Origin of the sequence: Mycolicibacterium komossense (assembly GCF_025822605.1) — a bacterium.
In the GTDB taxonomy this organism is placed as follows: Bacteria; Actinomycetota; Actinomycetes; order Mycobacteriales; family Mycobacteriaceae; genus Mycobacterium; species Mycobacterium komossense.
Genome location: NZ_JACKTY010000032.1, coordinates 24901 through 39565, shown reverse-complemented (window position 1 = coordinate 39565; position 14665 = coordinate 24901). Strand labels below are relative to the sequence as shown.

Below are 14665 nucleotides of genomic sequence, written 5' to 3'. Positions count from 1 at the left end.
GAATTGAATACTTCATTGTCAGAGGAGATTTGCATGTCAGCCCCCACTACCGGCCGTGAGGCCCGGCTATTTCGTCGTTTCGACAAGCTGACCTCTGGCGATGCGCAACTCATTGCCGCCCAGCCTGATCCAGCAATCGCCGCCGCAGTCGCCGGTGCCGACGTGGCGCTGCGCGATGTGATCCGCACCGTGATGACCGGCTACGCCGACCGGCCCGCGCTCGGTCAGCGCGCCGTCGAGTTCGTCACCGACGCCTCGGGCCGCACCGTAGCCCAGCTGCAACCCCGGTTCGACACCGTGAGCTACCGCGAAACCTGGGCGCGAGTCCGTGCCCTCGCCGACGCCCTGGCCGACAACCCCGTGCAGCCAGGGGACCGCGTGGCCACCCTCGGTTTCACCAGTGCCGACTACGCCGTCGTCGACATGGCGCTGTCGTTGACCGGAGCAGTCGCCGTTCCCCTGCAGACCAGCGCACCGGTGGCGCAGCTGCACCCGATCCTGGTCGAGACCGAACCTGTCGCGATCCTGTCCAGTGTCGATCACCTCAAAGACGCCGTCGAGCTGGCCGCGACCGCTCACGCGCCGAAGCGCCTGGTGGTCTTCGACTATCACCCCCAGGTCGACGACCACCGTGAGGCATTCGAGTCCGCCGCCGCCCGGTTGGCCGAGCTGAACGTCAGCGTCGAAGCCCTGGACGACGTCATCGCCCAAGGCGCCCAGCACAGCGAAGGCCCAGGCGCCGAAGCCGGTGACAACGAAGCGCTGCGCCTGTTGATCTACACCTCCGGCAGCACCGGTACCCCCAAGGGTGCGATGTACACGGACCGACTGATGGCCAACTGCTGGCGAGGCTGGTTCCGGCCCGACTGGGATACCGAGGGCAAGCTGCCCGCGATCACCTTGAGCTTCATGCCGGTCAGCCATGTGATGGGCCGCGTCATCCTGTATTCGACGTTGGGTGTCGGTGGCACAGCGTATTTCGCCGCCAAGAGTGATCTGTCGACCCTACTGGAGGATCTGGCGCTGGTCCGGCCCACAAAACTTGACCTGGTCCCCCGCATCTGGGAGATGCTGTTCCAAGAGGTGCAGGGTGAAGTGGACCGGCGCGCCGGCGGGTCTTCTCCGGCCGAGCGAGCCGAGATCGAGCTGCAGGTGATGGCCGAGCAGCGCGAGAGCCTGATCGGTGGGCGCCAGTTCTCGGCGATGACGGGCTCCGCGCCGATCTCCCCTGAGCTGCGGGCTTGGGTGGAGGAATTCCTCGACATCCACCTGATCAACGGTTACGGCTCGACCGAGGACGGTGTCGTCCTGGTCGACGACCAGATCCGCCGCCCACCGCTGGTCGACTACAAGCTGGTCGACGTGCCGGAACTCGGCTACTTCGCCACCGACCGCCCGCATCCGCGCGGTGAATTATGGGTCAAGTCAACCGATGTCATCCCCGGCTACTACAAGCGACCCGAAGTGACCGCGGAGCTGTTCGACACCGACGGTTGGTATCACACCGGCGACGTGTTCGCCGAGATCGCACCCGATCACCTGACCTACGTGGACCGGCGCAACAACGTGCTCAAACTGTCCCAGGGCGAGTTCGTCACCGTCTCCAAACTCGAAGCGGCCTACGGTGCGCACCCGTCGGTGCGGCAGATCTTCGTCTACGGCAACAGCGCCCGCTCGTACCTGTTGGCCGTCATCGTCCCGACCGTTGACGCCCTGGCCAGTGTCGGCGGCGACCCAGCCGCGGTCAAAGCCGTTCTGACCGAGGCACTTCAGACCGTCGCACGAGAGTCCGCTCTGCAATCCTATGAGATCCCACGCGACTTTCTGGTCGAGACCACACCGTTCACGCTGGAAAACGGACTGCTGACCGGCATCAGGAAGCTGGCCCGCCCGCAGCTCAAGGCGCACTACGGCGCCGCGCTGGAGCAGCTCTACGTCGACCTGGCCGACGGTCAGGCGGACGTGCTGCGCACTTTGCGCCAGAGCGGCGCGCAGCAACCGGTGCTGGAGACCGTCGGTCGAGCCGCGAGCGCATTGCTCGGCACCGGCTCGGCCGATATCGCACCCGACGCAGCCTTCACCGACCTTGGTGGAGACTCCTTGTCTGCCTTGACATTCGCCAATCTGCTACACGAGATCTTCGACGTGGATGTTCCCGTCGGGGTGATCGTCAGCCCGGCCAGCGATCTGTCTTCCATCGCTGCGTATGTCGAGGCACAGCGGGCCGGCGGAACCAAGCGGCCCACCTACGACGCAGTGCACGGTCGGGACGCGACCGAGGTCCACGCCACCGACCTGACGCTGGACAAGTTCCTCGATGAGGCAACCCTGGCGGCCGCTCCGTCGCTACCCGGACCCAGCCGGGACGTCCGCACGGTCTTGCTGACGGGTGCCACCGGCTTCCTCGGCCGTTATCTGGCGCTGCAGTGGCTGGAGCGGATGGACCTGGTGGACGGCAAGGTGATCTGCCTGGTGCGGGCCAAGTCCGACGCGGATGCCCGTGCGCGCCTGGACGCGACCTTCGACAGTGGGGACCCGAGCCTGCTGGACCATTACCGGTCGCTGGCCGCCGACCACCTCGAAGTGCTGGCCGGCGACAAGGGCGAAGCCAATCTCGGTCTGGAACAGGCGACTTGGCAGCGGCTGGCCGACACCGTCGACCTCATCGTGGATCCCGCGGCGCTGGTCAATCACGTGCTGCCCTACAGCCAGCTGTTCGGCCCCAACGCAGTCGGCACCGCGGAACTGATCCGCATCGCGCTGACCACCAGAATCACACCGTTCGTCTACGTCTCGACGATCGGTGTGGGTGACGGTATCGAACCGGGACGCTTCGTCGAAGAGACCGACATCCGGCAGATGAGTGCCACCCGCACGGTCGGAGACAACTACGCTAACGGGTACGGGAACAGCAAATGGGCCGGGGAGGTCCTGCTGCGCGAAGCCCATGATCTGTGCGGCCTGCCGGTGTCGGTGTTCCGCTGCGACATGATCATGGCGGATACCACCTACGCCGGACAGCTCAACGTGCCGGACATGTTCACCCGGATGATGCTGAGCCTGGTCGCGACCGGCGTGGCTCCGCGCTCGTTCTACGAACTCGACGCGGACGGCAACCGGCAGCGGGCCCACTTCGACGGTCTGCCAGTGGAATTCATCGCCGAGGCCATCTCGACTATCGGGGTGAACGTCACGGTGGCGTCCGGAGGATTCGAAACCTTCCACGTGATGAATCCCTACGACGACGGTATCGGTATGGACACGTTCGTCGACTGGCTGATCGAGTCCGGCTACCCGATGGTCCGGGTCCCCGAATACTCGGCATGGCTGGCCCGCTTCGACACGACGCTGCGGGCACTGCCCGAGAAGCAACGGGCCGCATCGCTACTGCCGCTGATTCACAACTATCAGAAGCCCGAACACCCGATCAACGGATCACTAGCACCGGCTGACCACTTCCGTACAGCAGTGCAGGACAACAAGATCGGACCGGACAAGGACATCCCACACCTGTCAGCACCGGTGATCGTCAAGTACATCACCGACCTGCAGCTGCTCGGCCTGCTCTAACCTCTGACGACAAAAACCCACCTCCGAGCAATCGCTCGGAGGTGGGTTTTTGTCGTCTTGCTCAGTAGTTGTTGCAGCTGGTGGCGACCTGACCGATCAACCCGCTGTACTGCTGGACCTCAGGGACGCCCGCTGCCTGGTCGACCATCACCTGCCGCTGCGGCGGTGGCGCTGCTACAAGCTGCTGCAGCCAGGCGGTGGCCAGGGGGTTGGACGACACCTTGGCGGCAACCGCCGGGTCCTGGGCGTTCAGCGCGGCCATCACCTGCGGGTAGCTGCAGGTGGAGTTGACGATGGCGTTGGTGTCCGGGGTAGCGGAAGCAAGGCCGCCTCCCACGATCAGCGTTGCCGCCGCACCACAAAGGCTGGCGACCAGTTTGGTGGTCATTGACATTCTCGTCCCCCTTGCGGCAGATGATCCGACGGCAACACAGGAGTGCGTCGGTACAACTCAACGGTAGCAGTCCTATCGTTTTCCGACCTGATTTATGCTCTCAGCTGCACAGAAGCACCTGCCCGCTCCGAGCGAACCGGGAGCGGGCAGGTGTGGTCGGGCCGTTTAGACGCAGACGTGCAGCAATCCAAGCGGTCCGTTGACGCAGGCATCCACGGGAGCGCCGTACCCGTATCCATATCCGCCGTAGCCGTAGGCCGGTGGTGGCGGAGGAGGTGGCGGAGGGCCCCAGCCCGGGCCACCTCCCCAACCGGGACCACCGGGGCCGCCGTGGCCCCATTGCGCCCAGCCGGTCCCGACGGCGGCCGGGGACGGTGCGGCGTTGGCCAGTCCCGAGCCGAGTCCGAGGGCGGTCAATCCGAGCGAACCCGCAATGACGGCCCCTGCAGCGATGCGTTTCATAGTGCTCATGAGAACCTCTGTAACTTGTACCGGTATCGGTGCCATGGATCGCCCCGCGGATCCAAAGCTGTTACGGGATAACGGAAGCGGCTGGTGTAGCTGCCACCGACTCCCACCTTCAAACGTACGCCGACCCGGTTAGGTACAGGCTGTGTAGAACTTATGCAAAAAATGCCGGACGCACACCAAGAGTGCGCTCCGATGCGCAGATGGAGACGATCGAGCGGTAGACACTCAGTCGTGGTTCCGGTGCATCGCGGCCGACCGGACTGCGTCGGTGATCCTGGCGATGAATCTGCTCTCGAGCTTCCAGCACTGCCAGTACAACGGCACATCGAGATATGCATCGGCGACCCGGACCAGCGACCCCTGCGCCAGTTCGGACTCGGCTTGCTGTTCGGCGAACATTGCCCAACCGAGGCCGGCTCGCACCGCCCCGGTGAATCCTTCTGCGGTCGGCACATAGTGCACCGGTCGGGCCACCGAGTGACGGAACACCTTGCGTACCAAGGTGTCCTGCAGCGCATCGGCACGATTCCAGGCCAAGGACGGGGCACCGGCGACGCTCTCGGCCGTGAAGCCCCTCGGAAAGTACCGCTCGACGTAGGCCGGGGTGGACACCGGGATGTAGCGCATCACCGCCAGCTTCTGCACCCGGCATCCCGGCACCGCAGTTCGCTCGGTGGTCACCGCGCCCATGACGGCCCCCTCTCGAAGCAATCGTGCGGAGTGGTCCTGGTCCTCGATCCGGATATCGAACAGCACATCGGGGAGCTCGTCGAAAATCTTGGTGAACCACGTCGACATCGAGTCGGCATTGACCGCGATCGCAGCTCTGGTCAGATCCGGCCGCTCCCCTGTCGCCTCGGCAAGTGCCTCGCCTTCGAGCATCGTGGTCTGGGCGGCCAGCCTCAGCAGCGGAATACCGGCAGCGGTGGCCCGGCAGGGCTTTTCGCGCACGACGAGGACTTGGCCCACCCGCTGCTCGAGGGATTTGATGCGTTGGCTGATCGCCGACGGTGTCACGTGCAGCCAATCTGCCGCGGCATCGAAACTGCCGAGCTCGATCACGGCCGCGAACGCGGCGAGCTGCTGACCGTCCATCTGCACATTAGCAAGGGTAACGAGCCTTGACCGGCCCGAAGGAAGAGTCCTAGGGTCCACACGCGTCAATATGTATTCATACCCATTGGGGACATAGCTGTGATCACCTGGGTTGAGCGCCCAGCGGGAGGTTGGGGGAACGCCGTGGTCGAACACCGGTTGGACAATCGCGGACGCTCGATACCGTGGCTTGCCACTGGCGTATTCGTGGGGTTCGCCGCGGCCGGCGGCATCGCCGCTGCGCTCGGCGGAACCGCGGCGACGCCCGTGACGGTCTCCGGTATTCAGCTGGCGTCGACCGAGTATTCGCTGATCCCGCTGAGTCCGGACACCAGCTCGACAGACACCGACTTCTGGTTGCTCAGCGGCCACGGCTCCATCGATCAGGCTGCCGCGTCCTCCGCGGATCGCATCGCCGCGGTGCAGGCCGCTTCGCCGGTCGTCGGACCGGGCGGGTGGCTGATCGGCAACGGCCTGGACGCAGCTTCGAACTGCACCGGAAATGCGTGCAACGGCGGCAACGGCGGACTGCTCGGCGGTAACGGCGGAAATGGCGCCAACGGCGGCGCCTGTTCTTCGGCAACGGCGGCGACGGCGGCGACGGCGTTCAGGCCACCTACTTCCCCAACGGCTCGCTGGCCACGGAGGCCAAAGCGGGCGGCAACGGTGGCAACGGCGGCCTGCTGATCGGCAATGGCGGCGACGGCGGCAGCGGCGAGGCCGCCGTCTATTCCAGCACCGGGGTCCTGCGGTCGGCGGCCACCAATGGGGGCAACGGCGGCAACGGTGGCGCCATCCTGGGCAACGGCGGCGCAGGCGGAACCGGTGGCGCCAACGACAACAGGTACGCCAACGACATCATCACGGTCGGCGGGGCTGGGGGCAACGGCGGCAACGGCGGTGCCTGGAGCGGTGACGGTGGCAGCGGCGGAGAAGGCGGTACGGCCTACGCCACGGAGGAAGTCGCCGTCGGCGGCGTCGGCGGCGTCGGCGGGAAGGCCACATTCGGCAGCGGCGGTAGCGGCGGTGCAGGCGGGCAGGGCAATTCGTATGGCGCCCGTGGGACCGGTGGCGCCGGCGGTGCGGGCGGGTCTGCGGTCATGGGCAGTGCAGGCACCGGCGGTAGCGGCGGCGAAGGCATCTCGAACAACTGGACGGCGGGCGGCGGCGCCGGCGGTACGGGCGGAACCACCGTCGTCGGAAATGGCGGCGCCGGCGGGATCGGCGGCTCCGCCAACTCTTCGAGCGAGTTGACCACGTATGCCGCCGGGGGCACCGGCGGTCAGGGCGGGGGCACCACAATCGGTACCGGCGGTAGCGGCGGCAGCGGCGGAGCAGCCACCGCTACCAATACGGCCGAGGCAAAGGGCGGCCTCGGAAACTCCGGCGGTGCTGCCATTGTCGGGACCGGCGGATCCGGCGGCAGCGGCGGAAAAGCCGATTCCGTGCACGGAAACGCCCAGGGCGGCAACGGCGGCACCGGCGGTAACAACATCGGCGGCGACATCACTGTCCTCGGGACCGGCGGCCGGGGCGGCAACGGCGGCGACGCACGCTCCACCGGCGACGGCGATGCAACCGGCGGCACTGCCGCGCCAGGCGGCCCTGGCGGCCAGTTCCTCGGGACCGGCGGCCGGGGTGGCAGCGGCGGCAGCGGAACAGCTGATGGAGCCGGCACCGCGAAGGGCGGGGCCGGCGGTAGTGGCGGGTTCGGCGGGATGTTCGCCGGTACCGGTGGCAACGGCGGCAACGGCGGCAACGCCTCTGCCCCACACGGGGCCTCCGCCGAGCCGGGGTCCGGCGGCAGCGGCGGGTCCGCGGGTGTGGCCGGCCACCGAGGCACAAGCGGAAACAACGGCGGAACTTCGTAAGCACGCTTCGACACAGGGCCGGGGACATTGATGACACAGAAATCGAAGAAGGTTCGACACCAGTACGCGTGGCTGGGCGCTGGTGCGATCACACTCGGAATCGGCGCCGCGCTGGCATCGGGTAGCGCGGTCGCTGTCGCCGACACCGGACAGTCCGGCAGTACCTCCGGCTCGACGGGCGCATCCAACAGCAGCTCGGCCGCAAGCTCCAAATCCACTGCCAGCCGGTCGCATTCACGACCGCAGGCCGGCACCGTCGCGTCGTCGTCAAACCACGCCGTGGCCGCCGGCCCGGCGCGAACGGCAGCCACAGCGGGGCCGGCAGCGTCTGTGTCACCCGCCGCACCAGGGGCCCGCGCCAGTCGCCCGGCAGCGGTCAAGCCGAAAGCCACCGCGGTAGCTCAGGCGACCGGCACCGGGACGGAGACGCCCAAGGACACCTGGGGAAACGAGTCCTACCTACCCGATAACCAGGTCATCGTCCCCGGCGCCGCCGTGAAGCTGGCGTTGGAACAGATCGCTGCCGCCCAGAGCCTCCTGCAAGCGCAGACCTGGGGTTCGGGCAACGTCGTCGCGGGGCTGGTTTCTCTTGTCCCCCAAGCACTTCTCGCCCAATCCGCGTGGTCACTGACGACGTGGCAGAACTCCATCGACGGCGCCCAGGCCGCAGTGGCCAACACCGAGAACATTCCGGTGGCTCACCAGGTGGCCCAACTGTCCCTGCTGGGCACCCTGATGTTGCCCTCGCTGGCAGGAGTAACGCTGAGCGCCGCCGCCCAGTCCGTTCCGCTGGTCGGGCTCTTCGGGGCATCGACGGCAGCTACGCAGGCTGCCGGCCTCATCGGCCAAGCCCAGCAGAACGGTCAGGTCTATGCGGTGCGCCTGTTGCGCACTGTGGAAACCACCCAGCAGATCATCTACATCTCGGTCAACGGCGGTCCCGTCGTGCCCGTACAACTCGACACCGGCTCGTCCGGACTGTCCATCCTGAACAAGTACGTGGGCCAGAAAAACCTCGGTCCGGCCACCGGGTCCGGCCATAGCGGCTACGGCGACGACACCGTGTCGGTGGGGTACGACTATCACACCTATCAGACGACGATCGATTTCGGGAACGGAGCGATCACCGCGCCGGCGAACATCATGATCGTCGATCCCGAATCCGAAGCGGCGTATGACAATTACAGCGTCGCCGGAATCGGGGTCGCGGGAACCTTGGGAATAGCGGCGAACTCCGGCTCCGGCCCCACGCTGAACGCACTGCTCCCCGGTGAGCTCAAAGACGGGGTGATGTTGTACCAGAACATCATCGGCTCCTACGGCCTGGTGGTGTTCGGCCCCAACCCGCTGCCGTCGCGCGGCTCGGTCAACGGTGCGCCGATCGGTGATGTGCGGGTGCAGATCAACGACGGGGCGCTGCAACCGCTGAAGACCAACATCGATTCCGGTGGCGTGTACGGCGGCCTCCCGTCCTCGGTTGCCGGCAGCGCCCAGTCCGGGTCGGGTCTCAAGCCCGGCACCAGGGTGAGTGTGTACACCGCCGACGGTCTGACGCTGCTTTACACCTACACGATCACCGACTCCAACAGTCCGAACGTCTACGACGACACGACCGCGAACTCGTCGCGTCCCAACACCGGCAATATCCCGTTCGGCCTGGGCCCGATCTACCTCGACTACAGCCCGGCCGGTGGGCTCGGCGCGACGCACTTCGACATCGTCTGACCGCAAGACAGGGCACCGCACAGACCGATCTGCCGTAACCGGGATCACACGAAGCAAACCCGGCGGCAAGTCGAGCATGTGGCGCCCGTCACCCGATTTCCAGCGCGAAAGCCGTTGGGGGCCCCTGTTTCTGCCAACCGTCGCAAAGATGCTGCCATGGGAATTAATGGCCGCGAACATCGCGTTCTACCCGGCAGGCTCGAAGATATGAGCAAGAACAAGAAGGGCACCACAATGAAGAAGTTCGGATTTGCCAGCGTTGTCGCCACTGGTTTCATCGCCGCCATCATCGGCTTGGCCGCACCGGCACAGGCCGACCTCGGACACCACGAGTGGGTAAACCAGGTCAACGGTGGCTCGAGCGTCGTCGTCCCGCAGGTCGACACCAACGTGCACAACTGATCGCTGGACAACCTGACGAAGGCACCCGCGCAGCGGGTGCCTTCGTCGTTTCGGGGTCAGAACCGCCTGACCACCAGCACACCACCGATCACCACCAGCAGCACCGCGATTCCGCCTACCAGCAAGACGATGCGGGGCACGGTCCACAGCTGTGCAGGCAGCTGCTCCGTCGTCGCCGACGCAAGTGACAGTGGCATCGGGAGTGCGCCACCGGCCAGCATCGCCGCCAGTGCGGAGGCCCGTTGCGCGTCGAACCCGGTGATCTCCAATCGCCCGTCAGGGACGGCCGTCTGGATCTGCGGGGCGGTGGCTACCTTGGTGTCGATCATGAAGGCGACCTGGATGCCGATATTGGCGGCGGTGAACTTCGCCCACTGTGCCGCCACGTCGGGGATGAAATCCACGCCGACTGCGTAGTCGTCACTTCCCTTGACCTGCTCGGAACGAGCGGTCTTGATCTGATCACCGCGGATGAGCGCTTTGTCGAGCAGATAGACGGACTTGCCGTCCTGAGCACAGGTGACCAGCGGAAGATTCGGATCATCATGTCCGGCAAGATCATCGGGCTCTTCGCACCGCGTGGCTTCGAACTGCAGCGCCAGCATCTGGATGGCCGGGTCGGTGGCCTGCCGCAGTTGCTTCTCATATCCAATGCGTTGCGCCGTATCCCCTTCGGTGGGGTCCTTGGGCAGTGGAGCTGGATCAGCCCGCGCCGGGATCGCATGGATCACCGGCCGAGCGTAGAACTGCCCCACCGCACCGATGCCCTCCAGCTGGTCTTTGTCGACGCCCGAGGTTGTGACAGCCATGCCGTCGGCACCGATCTCAATCGCCGTGTTCGAGCCGCCCAGTTGTGTGATCCTGGCCGCCATGACATCTCTCGCCTTGGACCAGTCGGTCGCCGTCGGCGTCGCCCCATCAGCCGAGTCCGCCGTGAACGCCGTGTGAGTGCGTTCGCGCGGACCGCCCACGGTCCATGCATCCCTGGTCAGGAATGCGACCAGGACGTAACCACCGACCAGCAGTGCCAGCGCCGCAATCACCGCGTACCGGGCAGCGTTCGAACGTTTCGCGGGCGCCCCCGTCGTGGGCGGTACGTACAGCTGGGCGTTGATCGTGGGGCCAACCGAGCCGAGCGCCGCGCGGCTCGCGGCGGCGAGCTCGGCCGCGGACCGGTAGCGGTCGGCTGGATTCTTGGCCATCCCCTTGGCGATCACCGCATCGAACGCAGGCGGGATGTGCGGACCGTCCCATGACGGCGGAGGTGGTGACTCCGACAGGTGCCCGGCCAGTTGTTGCTCCGCGCTGTCACCCGCGTACGGCGTACGGCCAGTGAGGCATTGATACAGCACGCAGGTCAGTGAATAGATGTCGGATTCCGGTCCGGCAATTCCGCTGAAGCGCTCGGGCGCCATATAGGCCAGCGTGCCGACCGTGTGTCCGGCACTCGTCATCGCAGTATCGGTCAGCCCGCGCGCGATGCCGAAGTCGATGAGATACGCGAAATCCCGCGCGGCGATCAAGATGTTGGACGGCTTGACATCGCGATGCACCAACCCTGCCGTGTGGGCACTGTCCAACGCGGTGGCAACCTGCTCGACGATGGCGACCGTCCGCGCCGGATGCAATCGGCCGCCGTCCTCTGCGATGACCTTGCTCAGATCGCGACCGTCGACCAACCGCATGTCGACATAGAGGCGGCCCTCGATCTCGCCGTATTGATGGATGGGGATGATGTGCGGATCGTTGAGGGCTGCGGCGATCTGCGCCTCCCGCCGGAACCGCCGCTCGAATTCCGGATCGTGGTTCAGCTGGGGTGGCAGCACCTTGAGTGCAACGATGCGGTCGGTGTCGACGTCGAACGCTCGGTACACCTGGCCCATGCCGCCTTCGCCCAGCAGCGCTTCCAGGCGGTACCTGCCAAACGTCTCCCCAGTCATGACGAACCCCCGTGGTGCATACGAGCACTCTAAGTGGTGTCGGTCCACGGCCAAGAGCTTCGCCTACCCTCGATCGCCGACGGGGCGGCGCTCGACTCAGGTCATCCTGCCCAGGAACGTACGGGCCGCTTGGGTGACCAGATCCCGGTTGTGGGTGATGGTGATGTCGTACGGCGGCATCCCACGAGTTCCGGTGGTGACGTCGCGACGCGGACGGGCGGCAAGCGCTGTGGCGACATCACAACCGAGTGTGACCAATGCCGTTTCCCGCCCCAGCGGGTCGGATGGCTCCAGACGGACCCCGCGGACGCCGTCCCCGAGGGGCCCGTCGGGCATGTCGATCCCGAACACCGCGACCAGTGGTGACGACACCCCCAGAGCGCGGAATCCTGTTCGCAGTTCGGCATATTCGGCAGCACTGGGCACTGACGTCAGGACGATGGGCTGGTTGATCACGTGATGCCGCGATTTGCGCGCGATGGTCTGAGTCAGCGCTTGTGCGGTGTCGTAGTCGACGGTGAACGTCGGGGCTCCGGTGGCGATGAGATCGAACACCGATCCCCTCGGCTGAACGGGCGGGGGCCGGAGGCGAGACAGCGACGGATTCGATGCCCCTGCGGCCGCGGGATCGATGGATCCAGGCCGGCCGAGGTGGAATCCCTGACCGAGGGTGGCGCCGAGAGTCACCGCTCGACGGTAGTGGGCTTCGGTTTCGATGCCCTCTGCCACGATCGCCGCCCCGGTGTTTTCGCGGTACGCGAGAACACCTGCCAGGGTGCGGGTTTGGTCGACATGCGGCGCTGCCTGTACGACGGTCATATCGAGCTTCACGACGTCAGGGCCGACAACATCAAGCAGCGCAAGGGATTCGTGGGAGGCTCCGACATCGTCGAGGGCGATACGGCAGCCCCGGGCCCGCAGCGCCGCGACCTTCTTCAGCAGAGTTGCCGGGTTGGCGAGCAGGTGGCGTTCGGTCAACTCGACGACGATCTGAAAGCGGCCGAGCCCATCGTCGATCACGTCATCGCCGTAGTCGGCAGAGTACGAACTCGCGGGTTCAGAGTTGATCAGCAATGTCGCCGAGTCCGGAAGGCCCTGAGACGCCGCACCCGAGATTGCGGTTCGCATCACCTGTCGCTCCAGATCGACCAGTGCCCCGACCGCCTTGGCGTGGGAGAAGACGCACTGCGGAGCAGGATCGCGCAACGAGGGCCAGCGGGCCAACGCTTCGTAGCCGACCACCTGCCCCGTCGACAATGTGACGACGGGCTGATAGACCATCGTGAGCCCGACACCGGCGGCAGCCGTCGACAACTCGCCTCCGCTGGACGGCGAAAGCACGTTCGGCCCCCTCTTTCACCCCGGTCATTGCGGGCCAAAGCAGCGCCCGGTAGGGGCGTCCCACATGTTGCAATTACAACAATTAGCGACACTATGCTCTCCGCTATTGACACAGCCGTCAACAGCTGACCCGAAGTTAGTTACCAGAATTCAGGTAGCGACACCTGTGAATTCACCGAGTTCTCGGTTCCCCGTCACCCCGAGACGGCGGTTTCGACGTGGCGACATCTCGGCCGGCCGGCGGTTAACGCCGATTTGGTTTCGTCCGCACGGCAAATGGTTACACCGACACGGTCCGTCGAGCACGCCGGACGGAACGGCGTGAGGAGAGTCCTGTGGATCCGTTGGCTGCGACAGAGTTTCTGGCCCGTTCCAGCACACTGACAAGTGTCGGGTGGATCGGCTATCTGATCATCGGCGCACTGGCCGGCTGGATCGCGGGGAAGATCATGAAGACCAAAGATGGTCTGCTCGTGGATATCGTCGTGGGCGTCATCGGAGCTCTCATCGGCGGCTTCCTGCTGAGCTTCGTCGTCGACACCGCGAACGGCGGTTGGTGGTTCACCCTGTTCACGGCAATCCTCGGAGCTGTCATCCTGCTGTGGGTACTGCGGCTGGTCCGACGCCCCTAACGGGCGATGGCCATGACGGGAGTCACCGACGACCCCGCAGCCGGGACCGACGACGACGAAGGGCCCGTCGCTGAAGCCGAGGTGATCGCCGCCGGAATGAGTTCGGAGGACAAGCCGCTCGGATCGCTCGGCCGCCGCTTCAATCGGCAGTCGCCCTTCTACATCGGGATGGTCGCCTCCGCAGGCGTCGCGCTGACCTATGCCGCCGTCCAGATGCTCGCGGCGATGTCGTCGATCCTGATCCTGATCGGCGTGGCGTTTTTCCTCGCACTCGGGCTCGAACCCGTCGCCTCGTGGTTCGTCAAATTCAGACTGCCCCGGTGGGCGGCCACCACTGTCGTCTTCGTCCTGTTTCTGGCCCTGATCGGCGCCTTCGTCGCCGCGGCGATCCCTCCTCTGGTGCAGCAGAGCCAACAGCTCATCACCGAGGCACCGCACTACTTACAACGAGCCCAGGACCACTCCTCGGCCATCGGCAGACTCAACGACCGATTCCATCTGCAGCAGCGGATCACCGACACCATCAACAGCTCGGGCGGATCAGCTTTCGAGGAGATCATCAGCGCCGGCACCGCGGTATTCGGCGCTGTCGCCGACAGCCTGATCGTCATCGTCTTAACGGTTTACTTCCTGTTCGACATGCCCCGCATCCGCACCACGTTGTACCGGCTGATACCCAACACCCGCCGTCCTCGCGCGATTCTCATCGGCGACGAGGTGTTCGCCAAGGTCGGCGCCTACGTCCTGGGCAACGTCCTCATCTCGGTCATCACCGGGACAGCGACGTTCATCTGGCTGACCGTATTCCATGTGCCCTATCCACTCCTGCTGGGGATTTTCGTCGGGCTACTCGACCTCGTTCCCGTCGTCGGGTCCACGATCGCGGGCGTGGTGGTCGCCGCGGTCGCACTGACCGTGTCACTACCGGTCTGCCTCGCCACCATCGTCTTCTTCGTCGCCTTCCGACTCATCGAGGACTACTTGCTGGTCCCCAGGATCATCGGCCGCGCCGTCAACGTTCCCCCACTGATCACCGTGGTGGCAGTCCTCATCGGCGGTGCGCTTCTGGGAATCGTCGGGGCGCTGGTCGCCATCCCCATCGCCGCCGCGGTCCAGCTCATCACCCAAGAGGTGCTCTACCCGCGCCTCGACGAAATCTGATCCCCGCAGGACACCGGGAAGGCGTGCTGCGGCTCGCCAACCTATTTGTCCGCTTAGCATTAC

General features: G+C 65.8%; 13 protein-coding genes. 7 read left to right on the top strand and 6 right to left on the bottom strand.

What is annotated here, in order from left to right; translation table 11 throughout:
• Window positions 1-33: 33 nt before the first annotated feature.
• Window positions 34-3570, top strand: a complete 3537-nt coding sequence (gene car / locus H7J73_RS19935; RefSeq protein WP_264069351.1) for a carboxylic acid reductase — start codon at window positions 34-36, stop codon at window positions 3568-3570.
• Window positions 3571-3631: 61 nt separating this feature from the next.
• Here the strand turns inward: car and H7J73_RS19930 are convergent, their stop codons facing one another.
• From H7J73_RS19930 to H7J73_RS19920, 3 genes are all read right to left on the bottom strand, one after another.
• Complete coding sequence (locus tag H7J73_RS19930) at window positions 3632-3958, bottom strand: hemophore-related protein (protein WP_435405538.1); 327 nt, start codon at window positions 3956-3958, stop codon at window positions 3632-3634.
• Window positions 3959-4129: 171 nt separating this feature from the next.
• Window positions 4130-4435, bottom strand: a complete 306-nt coding sequence (locus tag H7J73_RS19925) for a hypothetical protein (RefSeq protein WP_264069349.1) — start codon at window positions 4433-4435, stop codon at window positions 4130-4132.
• A 225-nt stretch (window positions 4436-4660) separates the two neighbouring features.
• The gene (locus tag H7J73_RS19920) at window positions 4661-5530 is read right to left on the bottom strand and encodes a LysR family transcriptional regulator ArgP (protein ID WP_264069471.1); all 870 of its coding nucleotides are present in this window, start codon (window positions 5528-5530) and stop codon (window positions 4661-4663) included.
• Between the two features lie 99 nt (window positions 5531-5629).
• Between H7J73_RS19920 and H7J73_RS19915 the strand changes: the two genes are divergently transcribed.
• On the top strand, window positions 5630-6217 hold the full coding sequence (locus H7J73_RS19915; RefSeq protein WP_264069348.1) for a hypothetical protein: 588 nt from the start codon (window positions 5630-5632) through the stop codon (window positions 6215-6217).
• 40 nt (window positions 6218-6257) lie between these two features.
• On the opposite strand, the gene H7J73_RS19910 is transcribed toward H7J73_RS19915, so the two are convergent.
• Window positions 6258-6425 carry a hypothetical protein gene (locus H7J73_RS19910; protein WP_264069347.1) on the bottom strand — a complete coding sequence of 56 codons (168 nt, stop codon included), beginning with the start codon at window positions 6423-6425 and terminating at the stop codon, window positions 6258-6260.
• A gap of 205 nt (window positions 6426-6630) precedes the next feature.
• Between H7J73_RS19910 and H7J73_RS19905 the strand changes: the two genes are divergently transcribed.
• The 3 genes from H7J73_RS19905 to H7J73_RS19895 all read left to right on the top strand — a co-directional run bounded on the left by H7J73_RS19905 (window position 6631) and on the right by H7J73_RS19895 (window position 9528).
• Entirely contained in the window at window positions 6631-7401 is a 771-nt protein-coding gene (locus H7J73_RS19905; protein WP_264069346.1) for a hypothetical protein, read from the top strand.
• 30 nt (window positions 7402-7431) lie between these two features.
• Entirely contained in the window at window positions 7432-9126 is a 1695-nt protein-coding gene (locus H7J73_RS19900) for a PecA family PE domain-processing aspartic protease (RefSeq protein WP_264069345.1), read from the top strand.
• Between the two features lie 207 nt (window positions 9127-9333).
• Window positions 9334-9528 (top strand): hypothetical protein, encoded by a 195-nt coding sequence (locus H7J73_RS19895; protein WP_264069481.1) that lies wholly within the window; start codon window positions 9334-9336, stop codon window positions 9526-9528.
• 56 nt (window positions 9529-9584) lie between these two features.
• On the opposite strand, the gene H7J73_RS19890 is transcribed toward H7J73_RS19895, so the two are convergent.
• Complete coding sequence (locus tag H7J73_RS19890; RefSeq protein ID WP_264069344.1) at window positions 9585-11468, bottom strand: protein kinase domain-containing protein; 1884 nt, start codon at window positions 11466-11468, stop codon at window positions 9585-9587.
• Between the two features lie 96 nt (window positions 11469-11564).
• Complete coding sequence (locus tag H7J73_RS19885) at window positions 11565-12809, bottom strand: EAL domain-containing protein (RefSeq protein WP_264069343.1); 1245 nt, start codon at window positions 12807-12809, stop codon at window positions 11565-11567.
• Between the two features lie 335 nt (window positions 12810-13144).
• On the opposite strand from H7J73_RS19885, the gene H7J73_RS19880 reads away from it, so the two are divergent.
• Window positions 13145-13441 (top strand): GlsB/YeaQ/YmgE family stress response membrane protein, encoded by a 297-nt coding sequence (locus tag H7J73_RS19880; RefSeq protein WP_264069342.1) that lies wholly within the window; start codon window positions 13145-13147, stop codon window positions 13439-13441.
• Between the two features lie 12 nt (window positions 13442-13453).
• Window positions 13454-14602: an AI-2E family transporter gene (locus H7J73_RS19875; protein ID WP_264069341.1), complete on the top strand. Its 1149-nt coding sequence runs from the start codon at window positions 13454-13456 to the stop codon at window positions 14600-14602.
• Window positions 14603-14665: the final 63 nt, after the last annotated feature.

What these genes read in the sequence shown, in the direction of transcription:
- car (WP_264069351.1), top strand. Translation starts at nt 34, where the DNA reads ATGTCAGCCCCCACTACCGGCCGTGAGGCCCGGCTATTTCGTCGTTTC.
- H7J73_RS19930 (WP_435405538.1), bottom strand. Translation starts at nt 3,958, where the DNA reads ATGACCACCAAACTGGTCGCCAGCCTTTGTGGTGCGGCGGCAACGCTG.
- H7J73_RS19925 (WP_264069349.1), bottom strand. Translation starts at nt 4,435, where the DNA reads ATGAGCACTATGAAACGCATCGCTGCAGGGGCCGTCATTGCGGGTTCG.
- H7J73_RS19920 (WP_264069471.1), bottom strand. Translation starts at nt 5,530, where the DNA reads ATGGACGGTCAGCAGCTCGCCGCGTTCGCGGCCGTGATCGAGCTCGGC.
- H7J73_RS19905 (WP_264069346.1), top strand. Translation starts at nt 6,631, where the DNA reads ATGGGCAGTGCAGGCACCGGCGGTAGCGGCGGCGAAGGCATCTCGAAC.
- H7J73_RS19900 (WP_264069345.1), top strand. Translation starts at nt 7,432, where the DNA reads ATGACACAGAAATCGAAGAAGGTTCGACACCAGTACGCGTGGCTGGGC.
- H7J73_RS19895 (WP_264069481.1), top strand. Translation starts at nt 9,334, where the DNA reads ATGAGCAAGAACAAGAAGGGCACCACAATGAAGAAGTTCGGATTTGCC.
- H7J73_RS19890 (WP_264069344.1), bottom strand. Translation starts at nt 11,468, where the DNA reads ATGACTGGGGAGACGTTTGGCAGGTACCGCCTGGAAGCGCTGCTGGGC.
- H7J73_RS19875 (WP_264069341.1), top strand. Translation starts at nt 13,454, where the DNA reads ATGACGGGAGTCACCGACGACCCCGCAGCCGGGACCGACGACGACGAA.